Below are 24,476 nucleotides of genomic sequence, written 5' to 3' on the forward strand. Positions count from 1 at the left end.
GTCTGGCGTCGTTCGTCCGATTTCCGGTACCCGTGCGGACCACAACCTGGAGAAATTCGTCATGCAGATGCGCCAGCTGTTGCTTAGCGCCACAGCCTCCTTACTCGTCGCAGGAACAGTCTCGGCTCAGCGTCCCGGAGGTCGACCGGGAGCACCCCCAGGTGCACCAGCTGCACCCGGCGCCCAACGCGGTGCCAGGCCCGACACGGCAGCTGACACGCTAGGTGTACCGGCGATCGAGAAGATCTCGACGACCCATCACACCACGAGCATCAATGGCAAGTCGATCAGCTACACGGTCCACACCGGCACGATGGTGTTGCGCGACGAAAACGAAAAGCCCAAGGCTTCGGTCTTCTTCATCGCCTATACAAAGGATCAGGAAGATCCGGCGACACGCCCGCTGACGTTCTTCTTCAACGGCGGGCCCGGCTCTGCATCGCTCTGGCTCGACATGGGCATCATGGCACCGATGCACCCCGACATGGGCCCCAACGGATCACAGCCCGCACCTCCGTACAACCTGGTCGAGAATCCCAACTCTCCGCTCGATGTCACCGATCTCGTTCAGGTCGATGCAATGAACACCGGCTACTCACGCCCCGCCAAGGGTGTCAAGGAAACCGACTTCACCGGCACGCAGAACGACATCGCGATGTTCGGTGAGTTCATCCGTGACTACCTCGACAAGTACAAGCGCTGGCAGTCACCCAAATATCTCTTCGGTGAGAGCTACGGCACGTTCCGCTCGGCCGGCCTCGCGTCGCACCTGCAGTCGGCTGAAGGCATCGAGCTGAACGGCATCATGCTGCTCGGCACCGTGCTCGACTTGCAGTACATCGCGCCATCCGCGACCAACGACATCGGCTACTCGACGTTCCTCCCGACCTACACCGCGACGGCATGGTATCACAAGAAGCTGCCATCCGATCTGCAGAGTCAGACGCTGGAACAGGTCGTGCAGCAGTCGCGCGACTATGCTTTCGGTGATTACATGACCGCGCTCGCCAAGGGCAACAAGCTGACCCAGGCCGAGCGTACAGCAGTTGCGCAGAAGGTTGCGCGACTCACGGGCCTGTCGCAGCAGTTCGTGTTGAACACGAATCTTCGCATCGACGCCGGTACCTTCCGCACCGAGCTGCTGCGCGATCAACGCGAGATGCTGGGACGCTACGACAGCCGCATGATCGGTATCAACGGAAACGCTTCGAGCACGCGCCAGGATTACGATCCCTCGGACGTAGCACCGTCCGGCGCATTCATGTCCGCCTTCATGCGCTATCTGCACGAAGACCTCGGCTACTCCAGCAACCTGCAATACTACATGGGCGGCCACAGCGGGCGTTGGGACTGGGGCCCCGGTGGCTACGCCGGGTACCCCAGCACAGTCGAAGACCTGCGTACCGCGATGGCAAAGGATCCGTACCTTCACGTGATGGTCGGCGCGGGCTACTATGACACCGCAACACCATTCGCGAACGCCGAGTACACCTTCGACCACCTCGGCTTCGACAAGACGTACAGCGATCGCGTCGAGTTCAAGTACTACGAGAGCGGCCACATGGCATATCTCAACCAGGCATCGGCGAAGCAGCTCAAGTCTGACATCGCGAACTTCATCGCGTCGACTAAGAAGGGCGGGAAGGTTTCACAGTAGCCGCGTGAGCCGCTCATGAATGTTTGAGAGCGGTCGAATAAAGAGCGGGGTCGAGAATCAATCATTCTCGACCCCGCTGTCGTACACACATCGCGTACATCGTAATCGCTAGATCTCTCCAGCCAGAATTCTTCCGTAGATCGCCGGATCGACATTCCCGCCGCTGACTACCAGACAGACGCTCTTCCCTGCAAAACGCGACGGATCGGTGAGCATCGCACCGGTGGTCAACGCGCCCGTCGGCTCCGACTTGAGATTGGCGAGCGAGAAGAGCAATCGCACGCCCTCGGCGATCTGCGATTCAGGAACTTCGATGATGCCGGCGAGCCCGTGCTGCAGAATTGCCCAGTTGTGTGCGCCGAGTGAGCGCGTGCGCGCGCCGTCCGCCAGGGACTGTGGCTCGTGCTCGTTCACGACGATGTGTCCTGCGCGGAGTGACTGCGCTGCATCGTTCGCAACGAGTGGTTCGGCCCCGTATACGGGAAGCTGGCTTCCGGATTCGCGTAATCCCTGAATGATGCCGGACGACAGTCCGCCGCCGCCTATCGGAGCGACGACCGCATCGAACGAGTATGGCGCGCTGGCAAGCTCGTGTCCCAGCGTTGCGTTGCCTGCAATGACCAGTGGATCGTTGTATGCGCTCGCGATGTACGCTTCCGGATACTGCGCGGCGAGCTCGGCGACGCGAGCTTCACGCGTGATGACGGTCGTATCGATCAGCTCTGCAGTTGCTCCGTATGCGATCACTGCATCGACCTTGACGCGAGCGGAGTTCTGCGGCATCACGACTATGCACCGCTTGCCGGTCAGCTTGCACGCAAGCGCCATCGCCTGGCCGAAGTTGCCGCTGCTGGCCGCAATGATCATCGGATGCGGCACCGACGTCGCTACGTTGTATGCTGCGCGGAGCTTGAAACTGCCCGTGTACTGAAACGTCTCGCTTGCGAGAACCACCGTCGCACCCAGCCGCTCGCTCAGCCGCGGCGCCTCGATGAGAGTAGTCCGGCGCAGATTCGTCGGCTTGTCGGTCACTCGAAACTCATGGCGAAAAGTGAGGAGGTTGGTGGGTCGGCTGGTTCGTTCCAATGATAACCTGACCCAACTCAGCGGCCATATGGCCAGCCGCCCAGCCCCCTCGATCCGCGACTCATTCCAACGAATCGTATACTTTATCCGTTGTTGAAGAAGAATACTTCGGACAGACGACCAGTCCGTCAATCTCCATTTCCGTCCTCTCGCTCAGGTGACTTGGATGCAATCTCGGGATAGCAGTTCCATGATTTACGGTGCCGCTCGCTGGGCCACCGCACTGGTGTCCATTGCTGCGTTCGGTGTCATTCTTCCACACACCGCTGCCGCCCAGGACCGATCCGTCCCCGTCTTCAAGGACGGCATGGCGCAGATCGTCCCCGGATTTGCCGATTCCACCAGCTGGGTCCGCCAGGAGCTCTGGGTCGAGACCGGCTTCGACACCGACGGTGATGGCAAGCCGGACCGTATGCACGTGGACGTAACCCGCCCGCGACAGACCGACACCGAGGGACTCAAGGTCTCCGTGGTCTACGAATCCAGTCCCTACTTCGCCGGCACGTCGGGTCCCAGACAGTACCTCTGGAACGTCAAGCAGGAAGTCGGCGCCACGCCAACCCAGCGCGAGCATCAGCCCGAGATTGCGTTCAAGCCAGTCCGTCCGCGGATCTCCAACGACCTGATCAACGAATGGGTGCCGCGCGGGTTTGCAGTCGTGCATTCCGAGGCACCCGGCACGGGACTGTCGCAGGGATGCCCGACTGTCGGCGATACACCCGAGCGCATGGCTCCCAAGGCCGTGATCGATTGGCTCAACGGTCGCGCCAAGGGCTACACGACCGAGACCGGCAACGAAGAAGTGAAGGCCAGCTGGTCCACCGGCAAGGTCGGCATGATCGGAACGTCCTACAACGGGACACTTCCGCTCGCTGCTGCGACGACTGGCGTCAAGGGACTCGAGGTGGTCATTCCAGTTTCGCCGAACACGTCGTACTACCACTACTATCGCACCAACGGCCTGGTCCGCCATCCGGGTGGATGGCTGGGCGAGGATATCGACTTTGTTTACGATTTCATCCACAGCGGCGATCCGGCAACGCGCGCGTACTGCAATGCTACATATCGCGACGGACTCTTCGCAGCAGCCGGCGGACGCGATCGTGCGACGGGCGACTACAACGACTTCTGGGCCAGGCGCGATCTTCTTCCGTTCGTGAAGAACATCAAGGCTGCCGTACTGCTGGCGCACGGATTCAACGACTGGAACGTCGTCCCCGAGCACAGCGTGCGCATCTACAATGAGATGAAGGCCGATGGCCTTCCCGTTTCCGCTTACTTCCATCAGGGCGGACACGGCGGGAACCCGCCGGATGACATGGTGAACCAGTGGTTCAGCCACTACCTCTACGGCGTCGACAACGGTGTCGAGAAGGCACCGCCGGTATGGATCGTTCATGAGGAAGCCGCACAGGCCGCGCAGGCGAAAGCCGAGGAAGCGCGCATTGCGGCCGGCACCCCCGTGCAGCGCGGCAGACGCGGTGGTCCACGTCCACCGCGAACCGCTCCAACTCCATATGCGTCATTCCCGGTGCCGGGCTCGGTGCAGGTGGTGCTGCATCCGGTCGGCAACGGCAACGCGGTCGGGAGTCTCGGTCTCGCGCCATCGAAGAATCAGAAGAATGAGAAGCTGATCGACGACGTATCGTTCAGCGGAAGCGCGCTGGCGTTGGCGGCTCAGTCGCCGCACAGATTGCTGTTCGCGACTGCGCCACTCACCGACACCGTTCACATATCCGGAACGTCGCGCATCACGCTGCGCATTGCTTTCAGTAAACCCGCTGCGAATCTAACAGTATGGCTCGTACAGCTTCCATTCGATTCGACCACCATCGGCACGTCGATTCAGGAAGGGCTCATCACGCGCGGCTGGGCGGATCCCGAGAACTACAGGTCGCTCACGCACGGTGGCAACTACGACTCGAAGCTCCCCGGCGAGAAGCTCGTTCCCGGCAAGTTCTACAACATGACGTTCGACATCGAGCCGGACGATGAATTCATCCCCGCAGGCAAGCAGATCGGCGTGATGATCATGTCGAGCGATCCCGAGTTCACCCTGTGGCCCAAAGCGGGAACCGAGCTAACCGTCGATCTCAACGGCAGCTCATTCAGTCTACCGATTGTCGGCGGAGCCACAGCGCTCAGGAGCGCGGGAGCGATCAAGTAGATCCACGATGATGTGACTCGGCGGCGCGGGTTCGCGCGCCGCCACGTTCCTGTTTGTGCTCCCGGCATGCTCGGCTCTTGCCGCAACAACTCTATAGCCATATAATCATGGCTATAGCCGTAACGTTGCGGCTATCAGGAGGAATAGCGCATGCCGAAGAAATCAGCATCGAAACCACGACGGTACCCTGCACCCTCCACTGCATTGTCATCGAGCGCGGTAATGGAGGTGAAGGCCGGCGTGTTCAAGGACACGTGTCTCCAGCTTCTCGACGATGTGCGCGACCGGAATTTACAGATCGTCGTGACAAAGTATGGAGAACCCGTGGCGACGCTGGTCGCAGCGGAAGTGGCGATGCCGAGTGCATTTGGCTTCATGAGCGGGACCGTCATCGCTGAGGAGGACATCGTCGCACCAGACTTCGACTCGTGGGGTGACTTGGTGTGAGGTCCGCTCGCGCCAAGCCTTCCAATGTATTGCGCACCACGGATCTTACCGGCTATGATGGTCCGCTTTTGCTCGATACTCACGTCTGGGTGTGGCACCTGAGCGGTGATACCACCAGGCTCAGCACAGGCGTGATTGCATTGCTCGATCGAGTCGGTGCCGCATCGCGTCTCCACGTTTCCGACATCTCGTATTGGGAAGTGGCAGTGAAAGCCGCGAAGCAAAGAATCACGCTATCGATGGACGCAGCCATCTGGCTACAGCGCGCAGAGAGGGCACCTGGAATCCGTCTTCTTCCACTCGATCGCGCAGTCCTCCTGCTGAGCACGCGGTTAGCCGGCACTGCCCACAATGACCCTGCCGACCGCATGCTCATCGCGGCAGCGCAGATCAACAACATCCCTCTGGTAACGGCGGACCGGCTGATTGTCGAATATGCACAGTCAGTTCCGGGTACACCGGTAGTGGATGTTCGGGTATGACCAACGGTGCAGTGAATTTTCTAATCCAATGACTCGCAAAGCCAACGACGACAGAAAACGCTGTGAGCTGATGACGAATCCGGCCAAGCGTGATGCTGCCAACAAGCTTGCCGCGTCTGTGAAGGGCGGCTTCCCGCCGGGTTTGTCCCAGCCAGCACTTCGCGCGCTCGCGGGCGCCGGATATACACGTCTCGATCAGCTCGCACATGTGTCGGAGGCGGATCTTCGCAAGCTGCACGGCGTGGGTCCAAAGGCGATCGGCGTCATCGGTAGGGAGCTGACGAAACACGGTCTGTCGTTCCGCAGCAAATGAAACTCAGTGCCGTTCGCGCAGCGGTTTGCAAGGCGGCCACCCGGATGACGCAGCTCACCTGAACAACTGGGACCTCGTAGATGCATCCGCGGGATACATCGTCGGTCCGCACACGAGTGGCGACGATTCAGGACTGTTGTCGAAGCTCGCGCATTCGAAAAATTTGTGGGAACGACGAATCGCGATCGAGCGGTTCCCGGAGAAGCGGCGAAAGGCATATCTGGCTGGGAGCGTTTGAAGGGACTGATTACTCATCCGCCAATTATCTCATTGAGGCCCTCCACCACTCTCACCATCTCCCCGGCGGATGCCCGCGCAATCCGCCGGCCGATGCGTTCCGTTGAAAGTGTCCGCACCTGGCCCATCTTCACCCACGAACGCTTTGGCAGATTCGCGGCCACAAGCTCGAGCGTCAATGGAAAACCGGCACGCTGCTCCTGACTGGTGAGCGCCACCACGATGGCGGTTCCTGATCGTTCGTTGAACACATCCTGACTCAATATCAGCACCGGCCGCTGCCCGGATTGCTCATGTCCTCGCGCCGGATCCAGATCGGCCCATCGAATGTCGCCCCTCAGTATGCTGGCCACTCGATCCCCTCGGCGCCGAGTCCTTCCTCCGCGAGCGCGCGCTCCTCGGCAGGATCGAGCTTGGCGCACTCGCGAATGAGCTGCGTGCGGGCGCGCCGCGCTAGCGTTTCAGATAGCGCAGCTTCTATCGCCTGGCTTCGATTCGGATAGGTACCAGATGCGACGAGATCATCGATCTCCGTCAGCAACTGGCGATCGAGCGTTATTGCCACTTTCTGTTTGGCCATCATATACCTCGTGGTATGATAATTTATCATACCACTCCGCCTATCGCAATGTCAGGCTTGTTAACCATGACTGCATGAGGGCTTGTCGGCACGCGCTGAGCGAAATCACCATTCAGCGCGTGTAGTCGTTTTCTGCCTAGTGCGCCGAACTCCTCTGCTGCGCCAGCTTCAGCGCATTGTACGCGTTGACTATGCCACCCGTCACCGACAACGACGCAAACGGAACCGTCTCCCCCGACTTCCCGCCCGGCACCAACGAAGCGCGATTGTACCGAGTCGCCGAATCGAGGATGATCTGTCGCACCTGTGCGGCGGTGAGATTGGGATAGTACGACATGATCAACGCCGCCAGGCCCGTCACGACAGGCGCTGCCATGCTGGTGCCACTCAGCCGCTCGTAACCGCCGCCCTGCACCGTCGACAGAATGTCCTCACCCGGCGCGAATACATCGACCCTGGTGTGACTGTAGTTGGAGAACGCGACTGCAAGCGTGTCGCCACCGCGCCAGGACGACGCACCGACCTCGATCCAGTTCGCGGCCCGCCCCCCACCGGTGTACTCCGGCGTCGGAAAATTCGACGCAGTGTCGAGGCTCGCACCGTCGTTGCCGGCCGCGAGAACCATCAGAACTCCGTGCGCGTCGGCGTACTTCACTGCAGCGTCCACCGCGCTCTTGAACGGTGAATACGGCTTGCCGAAGCTCATGTTGATCACGCGTGCGCCGTTGTCCACCGCATAGCGAATTGCGTTGGCGATGTCCTTGTCACGCTCGTCTCCATCCGGCACGGCTCGCACGGGCATGATCAACGCAGCCGACGCAACGCCCTGCATGCCGACACCATCCTGCGGCATCGCTGCGATGATGCCGGCCACGTGCGTTCCGTGCTTTGCGTCAGGCCCGGTGACATCGCTATTGCCATAATTGCGCTGTGACACGTCTGCAACGTCGTCACCGACGATCGTGCGCGGGTCGTACTCCGTATTCAGTCCGTACTGCGACTGCACTCCGTATTCAGTCACTGCCTCGGCTACCGCTTCCGGCGTCGCACCCTGCTGCGCAAGTCGCAGATACAGCCCGCGTGCGGCGATTACTTGCGGTGACGTCGCTACAAGTGCCTCGACCTTCGCTGGAGTGAGACTGTCCGTGCCGGCCGCCTGCTTCAGAATCGGCAATGCGCGATTCATCACGGCCTCGATCGTACGCATCTGATCCAGCGTGGTGTTGATCTCGGTCTTCTTCCTTGCGTAATCTGCCGATACCTTGCTGCACGTCGTGGAATCGATCGCCGGCATCGCACGCTCGGTCACCGTCTGCGGTGTTCCGGCGCAACGAACGAACATGCGCGTGAGCACGAACGTGTCGTACTGAACGTCCTTGCCATCTGCGCCACCGATGAAGTTCCATCCATGCACGTCGTCCACGTTACCGTTGTGGTCGTCATCCTTGCCGTTCCCAGCGACTTCCTTCGGATTCGTCCAGAGCCGCGTCCTGAGCGCCGCGTGGGCGGTGTCCACTCCCCCGTCTATCACTGCGACGACAACAGATTGCCTGGGAGCCCTGCCCTTGAGCAGCTCGCGCTGCGCACGCAGGAGACTTATGCCGGGATAGTGATCGATCGAATCATCCAGCAACTGCCAGTTGCGCGGCGCCTCGCGCACTCCTGAAGTCGTGACCGCCGGTTGCTCTGTGGGTGCCTGAACCGGAGGTGCAGCAACGGGTGGTGGTGGCGCCGGCGCCGGCGCCGTAACGACAGGGCTCGTCGCCGGCGCACAGGCGGCGAACGCCGTGGCTGCAAACGTGAGCCATGCAAACTGTTTCGTGAACTGTTTCCTGAACTGTTTCCTGAACTGTTTCCTGAACTGTTTCCTGAACTGCGTCACGCTGTTCCTGTGTTGAATGGTAGCTCGAGAGTTTCATCCGGCGCCATCTCCTTCCAGCGCTGAACCAGCTGCTGAACGCGCGCCCGCACTCTCGCAATTTCTTCGCCCGTAAGCGGTCGTACATCCGGACCGCCTCTACCAGATACGTACGTACGGGCGTGCTCGTTCATCTCATCTGCGGTCCACTCGACGCCGAGCGCGCGTTGAACGTCGAACAGCCCAACCACCTGCTCGACAACAACAGCTTCGGGCGGCAGTGGCCCGCGCGCGCTCTTCCCTCCCGTATCGCTGATATCCCAACCGTTCGCCACCAGACCGAAGAACCCGGAGCGAAAGCCAAGCTCGCTCTCGACCACATAGTGAGTCATGTCGTGAAATGGAAACACCGACGCGAGCTGCCCGTTCTGGCGCTGCCATGTCGCCGTCCCATCAGCGCGATCGCACCTCAGCACGACACTCGCATCTCGGCGCTTCGTAAGACGAATCACCATCTCAGGCATCATCATCCAGCAGCGCGACCAATCTCCGGGGTGCGGTCAATCTGTAAGCGTCCAGTAGAAGTCCTTCCAGTGCATTCCAGTCCGGTGACTTATCCAGCCACACTCCCACCCACCCTTTGGGTCCCACGTAAGGTGGCGAGTAGTACCGATTGGGCTCCGCTCTGATCATCATGTCCTGCGTGACGGGCTTCGCCTTGCACCACACACTTGTACGGCCGCCACCGTGATGAGTCGCGGCGGACGCGTACATGGCGAAGATCTTGTTGCGCACGCGGAACGTCGGCTCGCCCCAGGCTTCGACTTCATGCGCTTCGGGCAGGGACAGGCACAGCGCGCGCAGGCGTTCAGTTGGATCGCGTTTCATCGAGCTCACTGGTGTTCAACGGTACGCCGTTGTCATGGATTGCACTCTGCTACCGTGCCGCGCCAGCAGATAGTTCACGAAGTCGCCGACTATCGGACTCGGCTTTTTCGATCCTTTTGTTATGATGCGCGCGCTCAACACCGCGGATTGTGTATCCCATTCGACGTTGAGCGCTCCACGCGCGGAGTCGGCGCTATGAAGCTTCATCCAGCCGGGTTGACGGCCAGGCTGTTTCTCGCTCGTGACACGCAGACCGAACTTGTCTATCCGCTTGTCGTTGGCGATTGCTTCGCGGAGGCTTCCGCCTTTGGAGCAGAGCACCTGAACCAGAACCTGCATTGAATCCTCCGAGTTGGAAGAAGATCGTCATTCCCGCTGTAGGGCGCGGATGCATCCGCGCCTTATGTCGGCCCGGTTAGCGGCAGTTCCAGCAACAATCGCGAGATGTTCGGCTCGCTCGTGTAGTACATCCGCAACCTGTCGAGAGTTACAGGTTCTGTTACGCGCACGGCAAGCAGCGAATCGAGCGCCTCTCTCGTGAGAGTCTTGTAAAGGTTGAGCGTGACGTGGGGCGAGAAGGCGAATCGCGGGCGCGCGAAGTGCAGCCCGCTCGCGCCGATCCGGTCGTGGAGCGCACGGATCGGGCCGCGCGGTGTTATCGGCAGCACCACTATTTGGGTCGCCGGAAAGCGCTCAGGCTTGCCGAGTATGAGCTCGATGGGAGGAGTCGTGCTGGTGATTGGCTCCAGCCGCTCGCGCATCAGTTCCACCGGCGTATCCGCCGCCATCGGCCCGAGTCCGGACGAGCCCGCGAGGGTCAGATGCGGCCGGCGTCCTCTGCCGAGCTTCGGATCGTGGCGCTCGATGACCGACTGGATCTCGTCGGCCACAGCGCCGGTCAGCTCGCCGAGTATGAAGATGCCGGACGGGGTGGCCACACGAGGAAGATACTATCTTATGCGAATGCTCAATATCGACCTGACGGGCAAGCGTGCCCTCGTTGCGGGCGTGGCCGATGATGGCGGCTTCGGCTTCGCGATCGTCAAGAGACTTGCCGAGGCCGGCGCGACGGTTTGCGTCGGGACCTGGCCGCCTGCGCTCAACATTTTTCTGAACCTGCTCGAGCGCGGAAAGATGGATGAGGCTCGCAGGATGCCCGATGGCTCCATGCTGGAATTCGAGCGTATCTACCCGCTGGATGCCGCTTATGACACGCTCGCCGACGTGCCGGAAGACGTGCGGGAGAGCAAGCGCTACAAGGACACGGGCGACTTTTCTATAGAAGGGATGGCGACCAGCCTCGTTGCCGATTTTGGCGACAAGCCGCTCGACATCGTCGTCCACTCGCTGGCCAATGGCCCCGAGGTCAAGAAGGCTTTGCTGGACACGAGCCGAGCCGGCTACCTGACTGCCGTAAGTGTCAGCGCGTATTCGATGATAGCGCTTGCGTCGAAGTTGTCGCCATTGATGCGCGATGGTGGCTCGTTTCTGTCGCTAACTTACATGGCTTCTGAGCGCGCGATCCCGGGTTACGGTGGCGGGATGTCGTCGGCAAAAGCGGCTCTGGAGAGCGATACCAGGGTGCTCGCCTACGAGATCGGGCGGCGATATGGACACCGCGTGAACGCGATTTCGGCCGGTCCATACGCCTCGCGCGCAGCGAGCGCGATCGGCATTATCGAGCGGATGGTGGAATATTGCGAGCGGAATTCGGCGCTGCCGCAGAAGCTCACCGCTGATGAGGTCGGGACTGCGGCGGCGTTCCTGTGCTCACCGCTGGCAAGCGGCATAACAGGGTCCATATTGTTTGTGGACAAGGGCTACCACGCGATGGGGATGTCGGTGGAATCACTCGTTGGCTAATCAACCGGGAGAATGATGCAAAAATCCCTTGCTGTTCTTGCTGCGATGCTCGTGTTTGGTTGCGCGTCCACGTCCGCCGATATGGTATCGAACTTCGGGCCAACCACCAAGTTGAGCCCCGGTGTGCAGAGCGCTAACCTTGGCCGCGATGGAATCGTGACTGTCCGCGTGAACCTGCCGCAGCCGGAGTACCTTGCGGCGGTAGCGGTTTTCCCCAATCAGAGCATGATACCGCTCGGTACGTCCGGCAGGCCGAGCGGAACCGACAAGACTGCAGCTGGAGTTCAAGCACTCGTCCTCCACCAGCTTCCGGCGCTTCAAAAGAGCGCTTCGGACTGGACACTCCAGGATATCGAACGTTGCAACGCAAATCCACGTTATCCCCGATGCCAGCAGCAGGGTCAGGTGGTCATCGTCGCAAGCGACAGCCCATTCGTTACGCGCGAACTCATTGATAATATCACGGCCGTCGATCTTCACGGAAGCGATGCCGACGTGATACGGCGCATCGGCGAGGCAGCTGCCCACGCTACCGGCGCTTCATGGAGTGCGTCGGCGACGAGTATGACCGGGATGGTGGCGCCGTACTGATTTACCGATCGACTGTGGTCAACGACTGTCTCGCAACAAAATCTGCATGAAACGGGGATGGATGACCCAGTCGAAGCGTATCCGATCGTCGCGCGCTCGAGCACTGATCCGGCTCCTGGCCTCGCTCGTCCTTTCCGCGTGCATGCCATCGCCGAGCATTGCTCCGACGCCGGCTGCATCGACGACCGACACGACGGGAGCAGATTCGGGCAGAGCCGGCGGACCACACGTTTCGGTCAAGCCGTACGCCGAGGTCATTACAAAGAACGCAAAGACGCGCGTCGGGCTGTTCAAGACTCATCGCGTTGGCGATACGTTGTACTTCGAGATTCCAGCGAAGGAGCTGAATCGCGACATGCTGCTGGTGGGTCGGTACGCACGCACGGCCGCGGTCGACGCGAACAACCCATTCGGAGCTTACGGCGGCGACGAGTTCGGCGAGCGCACCCTCAGATGGGAGCGCTCCGGGAATCACGTGATACTGCGATCGCCGTCGTTCGCGATCATGGCCGATACGTCCCTGCCGATCTATCGCGCAGTGCAGTCGGGTAGCTACGCACCCATCATCGCAATATTCGACGTCGCGGCGTACGGACCCGACAGCGCTGCAGTGATCGACGTTACACGTCTCTACACCACCGACGTTCCGGAATTCGCCGCGATTCATGGGCAGGTGGATGAGAAGCGCTCGTACATCGAGAACGCGATCGCCTTTCCCGACAACGTCGAGATCGAGGCGACACAGACCGGGATACCACAGCCGAGCGGTGGATCTTCATCCGCGCAGGAGCGGTCGGCCATAAGCGTGCTCGCGCACTGGAGCATGGTGCGTCTTCCGACCGAGCCGATGCTGCCGCGTCTCGTTGACGATCGCATCGGATTTCTGAGCGTCACGCGTACCGACTATGGAACGAAACAATACCGTTCCGTGGAGCGCGAGTACATCAACAGGTGGCGTCTCGAAAAGAAGAACCCTGGCGCTGCCGTGTCCGACCCGGTGAAGCCGATCGTTTACTACATCGATCCTGCGGCACCGGAGCGATGGAAACCATGGATACGGAAGGCAGTCCTCGACTGGCAGCCGGCATTCGAGGCAGCAGGTTTCTCGCACGCAATCATACCGATGGATCCGCCGACCGACGATCCCGACTGGTCACCGGACGACGTGCGCCACACGGTGATTCGCTGGCTTCCCTCCACGGTCGAAAATGCAGTCGGTCCTCACGTTGCAGATCCGCGCACGGGTGAGATTTTGAACGGATCGATACGCGTGTTCCACAACGTTCTCAACCTCAACCGCGACTGGTACTTCACGCAGGTGGCGCCGCTCGATCCACGAGCGCAACACTGGCCGATGCCGGATTCGTTGATGGGCCGCATGGTCGAGTACGTGGTCGCGCACGAGATCGGTCACACGCTCGGCCTCGCCCACAATTTCAAGGCGAGCTCGATGTATCCGGCGGACTCCGTGCGCTCGCGCACCTGGGTCCATCGCATGGGACATACGCCGAGCATCATGGATTACGCGCGGTACAATTACGTCGCGCAGCCGGAAGATTCGATCGACGTTAACGATCTCGTGCCACGCGTCGGGCCGTACGACAAGTTTGCAATAATGTGGGGATACACTCCGATTGCCGGAGCAACTACTCCCGAGCAGGAGCGTCCATCGCTCGATTCGATCGCGCGCATGCAGGACAGCGTTCCATGGTACAGGTTCGGCCATCTCGCCGAATCACGCGCGGACAACCCGGATCCTGGTGACGAAGTGGAGGCGGTCGGTGACGCCGACGCGGTGAAGTCGACCGGCTATGGGCTCAGGAACATCGAGCGCACGATGCCCATGTTGCTGCGCGTGACGCAGAAAGCCGGCGAGGACAACTCGGATCTGGAAGAGATTTACGGCAGGCTCGTAGGACAGTGGTCGGACGAGATGGGTCATGTCGCAAACATCATCGGCGGAGCGACTGCCCGGGTGAAGTACGGATCACAGCCCGGCCCCGTATACACTCCCGTCTCGCGTGCGCGTCAGATTGAAGCGATCCAGTTCCTGAACGCGCACGTCTTTCACACGCCGACGTTCTTTCTGGACAATGCCGTGACGAGTCGTATCGAGGCGAACGGGTCGCTGTCGCGGATCAACGACGCACAGGCGCGAATCCTTCACACGTTGCTGGAAGACTCGCGCATGCAGCGGATGATCGAGATCTCATCGCGCGGTGGCGACGTGTACCCGCTACCCGAGATGCTCTCCGACATTCGGCACGGCATCTGGACCGAGCTTGGTGATCGCAGCGTCACCATCGACGTGTATCGCCGCAACCTGCAGAGATCGTATCTGGATCAACTGGACGCAAAGATCAACGGATCGCATGGCGATGGATTCACGATAGTGCTTACGCCGAACTCACGTAACCAGCGGCCTGCGAGCACGCCCGCCTCGATGGCCGACGCGCGCGCGGCGATGCGGGCGGAGCTGGTTGCACTACGCGCGGAGATTGTTGCCGCCCTACCGCGTGCGGCGGACGCGGCGACGCGCGCTCATCTGGAAGATGCGAAGGTCGCGATCGACAGGACGCTGGATCCGAATCGATGATACTATCGGCGGCGAATTATGGGTGCCGATGATCAACCTTCCGTGATGCGGGGACGCCGGACGACACTAGACGTGCGTAACCGGCCACCTCACGGCAATATGGTGAATGTGAACGGCTGCGTTACGAGCTGCCTGACGTTTCTACCATTTATTCGTGCAGGAATGAAACGCATGTGCGGGACCTGGGCGAGTACCGCTTGCGTGAATGCCTGTTCAGGTGCGACATCGTCAATGTCGGGACCTGTCAGGACGTCATGATACGGTGCGGGGCGGTCCCGCCACGTCTTCACCGAAGTGACCTTGAACGTCGTTGGATCGATCTTGCCCGTCGTGTCGATCACGAACGTCGTGTACACGATCGCAGCGAGGCCGGCGCGTACGAGCGACGTGGGGTACCTCGGCACCTCACTTCCGGGTGCAAACTCCGCAGGCCCTCCCAGCCGCTTGTATCCGCCCGTCTGAATCATCGAATCCACAAGTCGGGAAACGGCACTTTGCGGAACAGGTGGCGCGGGATCTTCCTTGTGAAAAAGAAAAGACTGTTCGATCTCTTCGGCGACCTTATGACCGGATTTCTGTGCAACGACGAAATGCATCGTCGTCAGAGCCCGTCGCACTGACGCTGCGAAGAGAGGTTGGCCGTAGGCTTCCGTCAGGATTGACGTCGTATCGACGAGCCCTGTCGTGTCGACGACGAATTGAGCCAATACCTTGCCGTCTATTCCCAATGGACGGAGCGAGTCCGGATACAACGGCTCCGTTCCATCTCCAATTTGTTTTGCGTGTGTATCGACTTCACTCGCGGAATAGACGCGCGGCACCGTGGCGTCGGTGCTGGCCTGTGCCTGGGCAGGATGAGACTGCGAGATCGTACTCAGGAACACAACGGTGATCAGGAACAGGGCTCCGACAGACCGGTCTCTCATCAGTGATTCCAGAGGTGGGTTCAGGCCGCAAAAGATACACGTCCTGGCCGAGTACGCGAGGGATTCACTGTTGCTGACGGATTGCGTCACTATTGCGCTACGGAACCGTGACGCTCTGATCCAGAACGACCGAACCTGCATTCGTAGCGTTCGACCCTGTCTGACCGCCCGTCACCACGTACTTCACCACGACTCGTATGGTACCGGCAGGGACGTCGAGCGACCTTTCGATGTAGCTGTAGTTCGGCCCGTCCTGCGCCACTGCGCACGTGCCGGCTCCCGGTCCCGGGACCATCGTGATAATCCGCACTGTCAGCGTGGTTCCGCTGAGATTGTCGTCGGCTGAAACTGTAGTCGCGCAGGGAGGGTCGGGTGCAACGACGACGCCGGCTACGACGACGCTGGCGACGTCACCTCTCGCCGTAACGCGTGGCAGCGACTGCGCCTCGGCTGGCGACACCGTTTGCACGCTGAAGCTGGGCGCCGGTCGCGGGACGGTGATCGAAGAGCTCGAACACGCGACAACCAGGAGCGCGAGCAGAGCAGCCGCGAGTCCATGCGCTGGCCGCCGACCTCCAGGGTAATCAGCAGAACGGAATCGCATCAGCATATCCGGTTCTCCAGGTCACGATGAAGATGTGCAACGAGAGTCGAAATCGCACCTTCTGAGCGGCCAGATGCTCGTTCTAGCCTGTGAACGCGCGACGGATGGTCGCGATCGGCTACGCCACTACGTCCTTGTCGCGTCGGATCGGTACGCGTTTCCCCTTGATGTGCGTCGTGCGCAAGGTGTCGACGATGTCATCCGCAATCTCATCGGGGACTTCGACAAGCGAGAACCGATCGTAAATCTCGATGGCACCGATAACGTCTGCGTCGAGCTGCAGCTCGTTCGCTATTGCGCCGACAATGTCGCCGGGACGGATCTTGGCCTTGCGCCCTGCACCGATGTATATCTTCGCGACTTCCCAGCCGGGTTTGCGCTTGGTGCCTGCTACCGTACGTGGTGGCTTGCCTTCACGCTTCGGACGATCCTCTGAACGATCCTTTGGGCGATCGTGCGGCGCCGAGGAGCGCTGCGCCGGCGGGCGCTGAACCGGAATTTCTTCTTCCGCTTCGTGCTTGTCGTTTCCGCTCGCTTCGTGCGCCATCTTGACCGCGGCCGCTGCAATGTCCATCACGTCGTAGTCGCCATCCGCCAACGACTCGACAACTCCGCGGTACTCGTCCAAATCGTCGCCAATCAGAATTTCCTGCAACGTTGCACGCGTCAGCTCGACACGCCGCACGCGCATGTCGGCGACGGTCGGAACTGTCGCGATCTCGATCTTCTGTTTGGTGATGTTCTCGATGTTGCGCAAAAAGCGGTGCTCGCGCGGCTCGGCGAGCGTCACCGCAACGCCCTCGCGTCCGGCTCGTCCGGTGCGTCCAATACGATGCACGTACGCATCAGGCGAAGTTGGAACGTCGTAATTAAAGACGTGCGATAGCTGTCCGATGTCCAGTCCGCGCGCCGCGACGTCGGTCGCGATCAGCAGATCTGCAGTGTTGGCGCGGAACTTCTTCATCACCCTGTCGCGCTGCTCCTGCGACATTCCACCGTGCAACGCTTCCGCACGATATCCGCGCGAGTTGAGCGTCTCGGCGACCTGATCCACTTCGGTGCGCGTGCGACAGAACACCAGCGCCGACCTGGGGCTTTCCATGTCGAGCACGCGGCCGAGCGTGGTCATCTTGTGAACGCGTGGAACGATGTAGGCCATCTGGCGGACGCGTGGAACTGAGCCAGCCTTGGTCTTGTCACGCGCGATGGTTACACGGACGGGATTCTTGAGATGCTTGTTCGCGATTGCGGCGATGCGTGGTGCGATAGTCGCCGAGAACAGCGCTGTCTGTCGATCGGCAGGCGTCTCGCTCAGAATAGCTTCGAGATCCTCGGCGAATCCCATGTCGAGCATCTCGTCTGCCTCATCGAGCACCACGGTGCGCACGGAACCAAGCTGCAGCGACTTGCGGCGGATGTGATCGAGCGCGCGGCCTGGCGTCGCGACCACGATGTCGACGCCGCGCTTGAGCGCCTTGAGCTGCTGCGTCATCGCTGCACCGCCATACACCGGCAGCACCGAGACACCCATTGCCTTCCCGTACTTGTGAATGGCTTCGGCGACCTGCATCGCCAGCTCGCGAGTCGGAGCGAGGATCAGTGCATATGGGCCGCTTCCAGGCTTCCGGTGTGACTCGTGCAGGCGTTGGAGGATCGGGAGCGAGAATGCGGCTGTCTTCCCGGTTCCGGTCGCGGCCTGGCCAAGGACGTCCTTGCCGGCAATGAGAGCCGGAATCGTTTCCGTCTGGATCGGGGTCGGTTCCTCGTATCCAAGTGCGGTCAGTGCTGCGAGGATGGAAGGATCCAATCCAAGCGCGGCGAATCCGGAGGCGCCGGCTTCGTCGGACTTGCCGGTTGCTTGCGTTTCATCCTCGGCTGCAAGGTCGGGGGTGTTCTCGTTGGTGACACGGGTAGGCATCGTTCAATCTAAACCTGCAATATCTCCTCCACCTGTTGACTGACGGCAGCCCCTGCGTATTCTCAAGCCTCATGCATCCTTTCGACACGCTGACTTACTGGCTCCTGCAGGCACTCGCGTCACTGTTCCTGGCGATTCTCTTTTTGCAATCAGGGATAGACAAGATCGTGGACCGACGCGGAAACCTCGATTTCCTGACCGGCCACTTCGCAAAGAGCCCGCTCGCGAAGACCGTCGGACCGATGTTTCTGACCATGACGATTCTGGAAACCCTGTCCGGGCTGTTGAGCGGCATCGGCTTCCTGATGATCGTGTTCATGCACGTTCCAGACGTGGCGTTCTGGGGGGCAGTACTGTCCGGGATATCACTCTGTGCGCTGTTCTTCGGCCAGAGGGTCGCCAAGGATTACGCCGGTGCAGCGGTGCTGGTGCCTTACTTCCTGCTGGCGCTGGTCGCGATGTGGTTGTTGGGGACGTCGCATTTGGTAACTATCTGATACTAAAATCGACCCCGCCTGAGTAGGCCTAGGGCGCGGCTGAACCCGCGCCCCGGGGGTACGTATCGATTCGGACAGCTCGCCTGGAATCGCAAACGCTCGTCGCAGTTGATTAGATTCTCCATATATGGAGGTGTATATGGAGCTTTCTAAAAAGACCACCATCCTTTTTTCCCCGGAGCTGCACCGCCGCCTCACGTCATTGGCGGCAAAAAGACATGTGAGCCTGGGCGAGCTGGTGCGCGAGGCATGCGAGGCGCACTACGGGATTGCCGGCAGCCCCGAGCGAAGCGAAGCCGTACGCGCGCTTGGCGCAATGCATCTGCCGGTTGGCACACCGTCGTCCATGAAGCAGGAGTCCCAACCCGATCCGGGAGACAGCCTGCCATGATCCTCGTGGACACCAGCGTAATCATGTATGCAGCTGGCGCCGACCATCCGCATAAGCTGCCGAGCGTGTCGCTGCTCGAGCGCATAGCAAGCGGCGAAGTCGAAGCAACGATCGACGCTCAAGTGCTGCAGGAGATTCTCCATCGGTACCGCGCAATCAAGCAATGGAACGATGGACGACGCGTTTACGATCTCACTCGCCAGCTCTTTCCAAACGTGCTGCCAGTGACTGCTGCCATCATGGACCGTGCACGCAGGATACTCGACGCGGACCCGCGGCTGATGGCGCGGGATGCGCTTCACGCAGCGGTGGTAATGGTCGAAGGAATGGAAGCGGTGTGCAGCTACGATCGCGACTTCGATCGCATAATGGGAATCGTGAGACGGCAACCAACAGCGTGATCAGAAACCCGCTCGGCGGCTGAGGGTGATACTGAATCGGCCAGCCGAGGCCGTCGGTGGATTGCGGCTGCCGTCCGAATTCCGTTTACCCGTCGGATCTCGCCGGACTTCAGAATCCGGCGAACGCTTTGCGATCCACGCGGGTCGTGTCGCCAAGATACACGAAGTGGATGTGATTGAAATATCTTGTCGCCACGTCACGGACGTCATCGGACGACACGTGGCGCAAGTCCTCCATGGCCTGACTCGCCTTTCGATAGTCGCCCTGATATAGCTGCGCACGTGCCAGAAAGTCAGCCTGCCCGGCATTCGTCATGTTATCCGCGAAATACTCGACGATGAACTGATCCGTGAAATTGTGGAGGTTTACAGGGCCAGGGATGTGACGGATATCATCCATCTGCTTCGATATCAACGGCAGTACGGTGGTCGGCGCGGCAGTCGATACGTAGATGGCACCGGCGGTAGCGCCGCGCTCGATCCATATGGCGTTCGCCGCATAGCTGAGCCCGCGCTCCTCGCGAATCGCGTCCGTCATGCCGGTCGACAAAAGCGCCACGGCGACGCGAAATGCTGGCGATGACGGCGATGCTGCGTCGGGACCGCGAAATATTCCCACGACATAATTCGTCGGCAGGATCCGCGACCGCAGATTGATGGTCGAGTTGGAAGCGTTGGGCACGGACGGGAGCGTCCAGGTGTAATTCCCCGCTGGCAGTGCAGCCAGGGTCCGCGAGACTGCGGCTTCGACTTGCGCGCGCGTGACGTTTCCAACAACCACCAGCAGCAATCGCGACTTGACGATCTGTTCCTCGTATTTTGCAATCGTCGCGGAGTCGAGCGCGGCGAGCGTTGCCTCGGTACCATCCGGATTCAGGCCGTATGGCTGGCCGGCGAAGGCGACGCTGTCAGCAAGTTTCTCGATATACACATCCGGCTCGTCACTCTCGAGACGACTATCGGCTACGAGCCGCGCACGAGAAATCTTGAGACTGGACGAGGAAAGTGTCGGATGCATGAGACGGTCCGCGAACGCATCCCAGGATGCGTCAAATTCCTGGCGAATTCCGCGAAAGCCATACACTGTCCAGTCAGCTTCGGGATCGATCACGAGCCTGCTTCCCGTCAATCCCCATGCGGCACGCCAGTCGCTGCCCGGATACTTCTGCGTACCGTATTCACCGTCGTGCAGCAACAGTGACTCCACACCCTGCGTAGCCTCTGTGAGTTGTCTCGTACCGCCCAGCAGATAGATATTGACGGCAACAGCATCATTCGCGTAATTGGGCCGCTGGATCACACGAATTCCTGCGACATCGTACGAAACCGTCACACTGTCCAGCGGCGCCAGCCGACCCTCGGCGGTGATCACCGACATTGCCCTCTCGGGCGGCGCGCTGGCACACGCCACGCACAGCCACGCGATGCACGCGCCAAGCGACAGTGAGATGATTTGCGCGCGCAACTTGTTACCGGGCCGAGGTATCATTGTCTGCCTTCCCCGAGGGCCTCGGCGAGAATGGTGGCGGTGGACGCAGCGCGGGCGGGCGGTACGAGTGCAGCGATCACGAACGGCTTGTGAAAGAGATAACGTTCTACGTAGGAGTGCAGATCGTTCTCCGTCATCGCCGCCATGTTGTCACTGTAGCTTCGGAAATAGTCGGTGCCTGCGACCGACCACGTCTCGGCGAGATCGAGTGCCAGGCCATGAGCATTTTCAAGCTGAAGCACGCTGGCAACCTCGCGGCGTTTTGTCGCGGCTGCAATTGTCGCTGGAGAGAAGTAGCTTGGCTCGGCCATGTAGTCGAGCTCGGTGTAGAGCGCCGTCAGCGCATCGGGAAGCTTGGCCGCCGTGGTAACGCCGTGGAAGGTGATTGGCCCAGTGTGCGCGCGGGTGCTGTATTCAAGCGCGACTTCCTGAAACACTCCGCTATCCACGAGCCGGGTGTGAAAACCGGACTGATCGTCGTTGACGATTTCTGATAGAACGTCAGCCGCATACGTTCCTCGCGGGTCGGTCGAAACGCTGGGTCCCTGCCAGGCGACTTCGAGCGTAATAGTGGTGACGTTCGCCGATATGACCACAGCGCGACTGGAGTCAAGCGCCGGCATGGCGGCAACCGGATGCGAAGCGAACGGATTCGCCTGACGCTTCCAGCCGGCGAAATGGCTCCGTGCCATCTCCATGCCTTCGCGAGCACCGATGTCCCCTGACACGATCAGCGCCGCGTTGTTCGGGACGTAATATCGCTTGAAGATCGTGGTCAGCTGCGGAATGGTAACGGACATCAGGCTCATTTCGTCGCCGATCGCGTTCTTGCGCGGGAAACCGTCGCCCCAGAGTCGCATGTCGGTCTCGCGCTCGAGATGGAACTGCGGGTCGGAGGCGTCTCGTTGTGCCTCGTTCATTACGATGAAGCGTTCGCGCTGAAAGTCTGCATTTTCGAAGTGAGCGTCGCGCACCAGGCGCGCAAGTGTTCCAAGCGCGTCGTCGGTATTCGCCGAGGGGGCGACGAGAAAGTAGAGCACGTCCTCATCGGATGTCGCGCCGTTGTACGCTGCACGCTCCTTCGCCGCATCCCAACTGAACGGCTCGCCCAGTCCTCCGCGATAGCTCCTGAAAAGCATGTGCTCGAACAAGTGGGGGACGCCTTGATCCTCTTCAGCCTGCGTCATCGCGCCGGCCCGGAATACTATCTCTGCCGTGACAATAGGTATGGAGTGATTCTCGACGATGATCACCTGCAAGCCATTGTCGAGCGTATCGGAGTGCATGATCCGATCGAGGGTCGCGCGCTGGGCGTTGCATCTGGCAACTCCGATACCCGAAAAACTGAACGCGACTGCGAAGGTGCCGACGACCACGAGACTACACCGCATCCGTCCCCCCGAAGGGTAGGTTTGGCCATTCGATGGGCCAAATCTACAGCTCCACGGTAACCTCTGCACGTTCGCCGACCGCCGCTCGTCGGCGCAGGTTGGCGGCAACCGAGCTGTTGCCGAGCGATCGACCCACCAGCGACGTTTCGATCCGCATCGAAGTGTCGCCTCGATGGTGTCTCTACATTTTCCGGTGTGCGTGCCATCGAACCATGTTCCGAGCCGATCAGCCGGCGGGAAGCAATCGCAACCGGCGCAGCCATGCTTGCCCTGTTGAAGCTTCACGGGCACATACCGTCAACACCGCAGAACACGGGAGCATCAGTGACAATTGCCTGCTTCATCCGCTACCAGATCGATCCGTTCCAGCGTGACGCGTTCAAGACATACGCCGAAAACTGGGGTCGGATCATCCCGAGATGCGGCGGCCACCTCATCGGATACTTTCTTCCACACGAAGGCACGAACGATATCGGGTGGGGCCTCATCGCATTCGACAGTCTCGCCTCGTACGAGAAGTACAAGGCGCGGCTCAGGACCGATCAGGAATCGCGCGACAATTTTCTCATGGCGCAGAGCAAGCGCTTCATCCTCCGTGAAGAGCGCAACTTCGTCGAAGTCGTCGACGGAACGTTCAACGTTCCGTCGACGCTTGGCGGCGCTTGACCGCGTAGCGTTTACGATGCCGGCGGCGTGACGACAAAGGAAGATCCATCGACGCTGATCGTCCACCCTGGCGCGAGCACGAGCGTCCAGCCGTTGCCGTTGATGGTAGTCGTCTGCTTCACGACGCCAGGCTCGAGATGTACATCGCCGAGCGATACGCGCAGCTCGGTCCACGATTGATTGATGAGGGCGCCGGATGGTGCGGAAAGCGATGCACCATCTGCGCTCTTCCACGCAAGATTCGCCATCACCGTCCCCGACGCACCGAGCGAAGCCTGGCCGCGCGGGTTGAAGCTCACGTTGAGCGAGTGCGGCCGCAGTCGCACGGTCGGACTGTCGAGAAATTCCTTACGGTACGCGGCAAGCTCGCGCTCGCGATTCGCCCATCGGATGTTCTCTTCGGCGACGATCGCGGGACCGCCGTAGATCCGAGCGCGTGAGTGCGCCGCCTGGGTGACGGCCGGCGACACGGTCGTACCGGCTGTTGCCATGAGTGCTGTCCGGACGAGCGATGCGGCCGGGAACTTCCGCGGCGCAATCGCACTGGCGATCATCGACTGCAAATCAGGATTACTCCTGAGCGAGCGGTGCCAGCGCTCGTTGGTGTAGTCGTCGAGCAGCATCGCGTACGCAGGCCCGGTGAAGTACTCGAAGGCGCGAACGAACGACGGAAGCGTCGTCGGAGCCGAATCCACCGATGCGATGAACGACGCACGGGGTGAGTTGGACAGCTTCCAGCCAGTGTATTCCGGAATGCCTTCCTTGACGTCCAGCGCTCGCTCGCGCGTTATCTCATCGGGCGAAGCAATGGCGTAGCGGGCTGCACGAAACAGGAGCGCATCGTGCACCGCGCTGTCGCGCCGCGCGCCGGTGCTGCGCAGAGCCGTCGCGAGCGCCTTCCATTCCAGACGCAGCCAGGTGCGGCCAGCGGCTTCGTCCAACAGTCCGGACCCGGAGCCGGTCTCTTCGTACGATGGTGCCGGCAGCACCGACGGCTGCAGCACGTGCATGGCTTCGTGGATCAGCAAGCGTTCAGCACCGAGCGTGTCGCCATAGACGGGAAGCAGTACCATCGCCCAGTGGCGGCCGGCCCACGTCACCGACGTATTCGACGGCGTTATCGTCGCAGGCAGCGGACCTTCCCAGACACCACGCGTTGGAGTGTATCCGGCCACATCGACGGGAGCGCTCGTGAGCAGAATCGTCTTGCCGCTGACACCCAGCCATGGGACCGAATCGAGCCGCGATCCCCATAGCTTGCCGGCATCGCGCGCCAACGCCGACTTTGCGCGCATCGTCGCATCGTGGAACGCATCGATCGCGCTATCGGGAAGCTGCGCCGGCAGTGTGCTCGCGATTGTGGTCACGCAGGTGATGGTGACGACGACGAAGTTTGTGACGCGCGCAGCAGTGAATGTGTGTTTCATT

General features: G+C 60.8%; 27 protein-coding genes. 13 read left to right on the top strand and 14 right to left on the bottom strand.

The genetic code is table 11. The features are described from left to right. Positions 1–61 precede the first annotated feature (61 nt). Positions 62–1,657, top strand: a complete 1,596-nt coding sequence (locus tag V4529_04030; protein MES2357490.1) for a peptidase S10 — start codon at positions 62–64, stop codon at positions 1,655–1,657. A 108-nt stretch (positions 1,658–1,765) separates the two neighbouring features. Here the strand turns inward: V4529_04030 and V4529_04035 are convergent, their stop codons facing one another. Further along, positions 1,766–2,689, bottom strand: a complete 924-nt coding sequence (locus V4529_04035; protein MES2357491.1) for a pyridoxal-phosphate dependent enzyme — start codon at positions 2,687–2,689, stop codon at positions 1,766–1,768. 244 nt (positions 2,690–2,933) lie between these two features. Between V4529_04035 and V4529_04040 the strand changes: the two genes are divergently transcribed. The 5 genes from V4529_04040 to V4529_04060 all read left to right on the top strand — a co-directional run bounded on the left by V4529_04040 (position 2,934) and on the right by V4529_04060 (position 6,390). Continuing rightward, positions 2,934–4,910 carry a Xaa-Pro dipeptidyl-peptidase gene (locus V4529_04040; protein ID MES2357492.1) on the top strand — a complete coding sequence of 659 codons (1,977 nt, stop codon included), beginning with the start codon at positions 2,934–2,936 and terminating at the stop codon, positions 4,908–4,910. A 150-nt stretch (positions 4,911–5,060) separates the two neighbouring features. Continuing rightward, the gene (locus tag V4529_04045) at positions 5,061–5,357 is read left to right on the top strand and encodes a type II toxin-antitoxin system prevent-host-death family antitoxin (GenBank protein ID MES2357493.1); all 297 of its coding nucleotides are present in this window, start codon (positions 5,061–5,063) and stop codon (positions 5,355–5,357) included. Continuing rightward, entirely contained in the window at positions 5,354–5,839 is a 486-nt protein-coding gene (locus tag V4529_04050) for a type II toxin-antitoxin system VapC family toxin (GenBank protein ID MES2357494.1), read from the top strand. The genes V4529_04045 and V4529_04050 overlap by 4 nt, the downstream gene beginning before the upstream one ends. Positions 5,840–5,867: 28 nt before the next feature. Then, on the top strand, positions 5,868–6,152 hold the full coding sequence (locus tag V4529_04055) for a DNA-binding protein (protein MES2357495.1): 285 nt from the start codon (positions 5,868–5,870) through the stop codon (positions 6,150–6,152). A 25-nt stretch (positions 6,153–6,177) separates the two neighbouring features. Beyond that, positions 6,178–6,390: a DNA alkylation repair protein gene (locus tag V4529_04060; GenBank protein ID MES2357496.1), complete on the top strand. Its 213-nt coding sequence runs from the start codon at positions 6,178–6,180 to the stop codon at positions 6,388–6,390. A gap of 13 nt (positions 6,391–6,403) precedes the next feature. On the opposite strand, the gene V4529_04065 is transcribed toward V4529_04060, so the two are convergent. The 7 genes from V4529_04065 to V4529_04095 form a co-directional block, all read right to left on the bottom strand. Continuing rightward, complete coding sequence (locus V4529_04065) at positions 6,404–6,742, bottom strand: type II toxin-antitoxin system PemK/MazF family toxin (protein ID MES2357497.1); 339 nt, start codon at positions 6,740–6,742, stop codon at positions 6,404–6,406. Next, entirely contained in the window at positions 6,727–6,969 is a 243-nt protein-coding gene (locus V4529_04070) for a ribbon-helix-helix domain-containing protein (protein MES2357498.1), read from the bottom strand. The genes V4529_04065 and V4529_04070 overlap by 16 nt, the downstream gene beginning before the upstream one ends. Positions 6,970–7,105: 136 nt before the next feature. Further along, on the bottom strand, positions 7,106–8,851 hold the full coding sequence (locus V4529_04075; protein MES2357499.1) for a S8 family peptidase: 1,746 nt from the start codon (positions 8,849–8,851) through the stop codon (positions 7,106–7,108). Then, complete coding sequence (locus V4529_04080) at positions 8,848–9,342, bottom strand: hypothetical protein (protein MES2357500.1); 495 nt, start codon at positions 9,340–9,342, stop codon at positions 8,848–8,850. Before V4529_04080 ends, V4529_04075 begins: the two co-directional genes overlap by 4 nt. 1 nt (position 9,343) lies before the next feature. After that, a complete protein-coding gene (locus V4529_04085; GenBank protein MES2357501.1) occupies positions 9,344–9,715 on the bottom strand; it encodes an MmcQ/YjbR family DNA-binding protein in 372 nt (123 codons plus the stop codon). A 15-nt stretch (positions 9,716–9,730) separates the two neighbouring features. Further along, a complete protein-coding gene (locus V4529_04090; GenBank protein ID MES2357502.1) occupies positions 9,731–10,054 on the bottom strand; it encodes a hypothetical protein in 324 nt (107 codons plus the stop codon). Between the two features lie 62 nt (positions 10,055–10,116). After that, positions 10,117–10,653 carry a 2'-5' RNA ligase family protein gene (locus tag V4529_04095; protein ID MES2357503.1) on the bottom strand — a complete coding sequence of 179 codons (537 nt, stop codon included), beginning with the start codon at positions 10,651–10,653 and terminating at the stop codon, positions 10,117–10,119. Positions 10,654–10,678: 25 nt separating this feature from the next. On the opposite strand from V4529_04095, the gene V4529_04100 reads away from it, so the two are divergent. From V4529_04100 to V4529_04110, 3 genes are all read left to right on the top strand, one after another. Beyond that, the gene (locus tag V4529_04100; GenBank protein ID MES2357504.1) at positions 10,679–11,578 is read left to right on the top strand and encodes an enoyl-[acyl-carrier-protein] reductase; all 900 of its coding nucleotides are present in this window, start codon (positions 10,679–10,681) and stop codon (positions 11,576–11,578) included. A gap of 15 nt (positions 11,579–11,593) precedes the next feature. Further along, entirely contained in the window at positions 11,594–12,169 is a 576-nt protein-coding gene (locus V4529_04105) for a hypothetical protein (protein ID MES2357505.1), read from the top strand. 61 nt (positions 12,170–12,230) lie between these two features. Next, positions 12,231–14,765 (top strand): zinc-dependent metalloprotease, encoded by a 2,535-nt coding sequence (locus tag V4529_04110; GenBank protein MES2357506.1) that lies wholly within the window; start codon positions 12,231–12,233, stop codon positions 14,763–14,765. Positions 14,766–14,854: 89 nt separating this feature from the next. On the opposite strand, the gene V4529_04115 is transcribed toward V4529_04110, so the two are convergent. The 3 genes from V4529_04115 to V4529_04125 form a co-directional block, all read right to left on the bottom strand. After that, the gene (locus V4529_04115; GenBank protein MES2357507.1) at positions 14,855–15,691 is read right to left on the bottom strand and encodes an energy transducer TonB; all 837 of its coding nucleotides are present in this window, start codon (positions 15,689–15,691) and stop codon (positions 14,855–14,857) included. A gap of 97 nt (positions 15,692–15,788) precedes the next feature. After that, entirely contained in the window at positions 15,789–16,295 is a 507-nt protein-coding gene (locus V4529_04120) for a hypothetical protein (protein MES2357508.1), read from the bottom strand. Positions 16,296–16,413: 118 nt separating this feature from the next. Then, positions 16,414–18,213, bottom strand: coding sequence for a DEAD/DEAH box helicase (locus V4529_04125; protein MES2357509.1), 1,800 nt, complete (start codon positions 18,211–18,213; stop codon positions 16,414–16,416). Positions 18,214–18,284: 71 nt separating this feature from the next. On the opposite strand from V4529_04125, the gene V4529_04130 reads away from it, so the two are divergent. The 3 genes from V4529_04130 to V4529_04140 all read left to right on the top strand — a co-directional run bounded on the left by V4529_04130 (position 18,285) and on the right by V4529_04140 (position 19,502). Continuing rightward, positions 18,285–18,710 carry a DoxX family protein gene (locus V4529_04130; GenBank protein MES2357510.1) on the top strand — a complete coding sequence of 142 codons (426 nt, stop codon included), beginning with the start codon at positions 18,285–18,287 and terminating at the stop codon, positions 18,708–18,710. A gap of 139 nt (positions 18,711–18,849) precedes the next feature. Beyond that, positions 18,850–19,101, top strand: coding sequence for a CopG family transcriptional regulator (locus V4529_04135; GenBank protein ID MES2357511.1), 252 nt, complete (start codon positions 18,850–18,852; stop codon positions 19,099–19,101). Further along, complete coding sequence (locus V4529_04140; GenBank protein ID MES2357512.1) at positions 19,098–19,502, top strand: type II toxin-antitoxin system VapC family toxin; 405 nt, start codon at positions 19,098–19,100, stop codon at positions 19,500–19,502. The genes V4529_04135 and V4529_04140 overlap by 4 nt, the downstream gene beginning before the upstream one ends. Positions 19,503–19,611: 109 nt before the next feature. Here the strand turns inward: V4529_04140 and V4529_04145 are convergent, their stop codons facing one another. Further along, positions 19,612–20,991 (bottom strand): insulinase family protein, encoded by a 1,380-nt coding sequence (locus V4529_04145; GenBank protein ID MES2357513.1) that lies wholly within the window; start codon positions 20,989–20,991, stop codon positions 19,612–19,614. Beyond that, complete coding sequence (locus tag V4529_04150; protein MES2357514.1) at positions 20,988–22,382, bottom strand: pitrilysin family protein; 1,395 nt, start codon at positions 22,380–22,382, stop codon at positions 20,988–20,990. The genes V4529_04145 and V4529_04150 overlap by 4 nt, the downstream gene beginning before the upstream one ends. A 324-nt stretch (positions 22,383–22,706) precedes the next feature. On the opposite strand from V4529_04150, the gene V4529_04155 reads away from it, so the two are divergent. Then, positions 22,707–23,048, top strand: coding sequence for an NIPSNAP family protein (locus tag V4529_04155; GenBank protein MES2357515.1), 342 nt, complete (start codon positions 22,707–22,709; stop codon positions 23,046–23,048). 11 nt (positions 23,049–23,059) lie between these two features. Here the strand turns inward: V4529_04155 and V4529_04160 are convergent, their stop codons facing one another. After that, on the bottom strand, positions 23,060–24,475 hold the full coding sequence (locus V4529_04160) for a hypothetical protein (GenBank protein MES2357516.1): 1,416 nt from the start codon (positions 24,473–24,475) through the stop codon (positions 23,060–23,062). Position 24,476 lies beyond the last annotated feature (1 nt).

It is taken from the genome of Gemmatimonadota bacterium (assembly GCA_040388625.1).
Lineage (GTDB): Bacteria > Gemmatimonadota > Gemmatimonadetes > Gemmatimonadales > Gemmatimonadaceae > Fen-1247.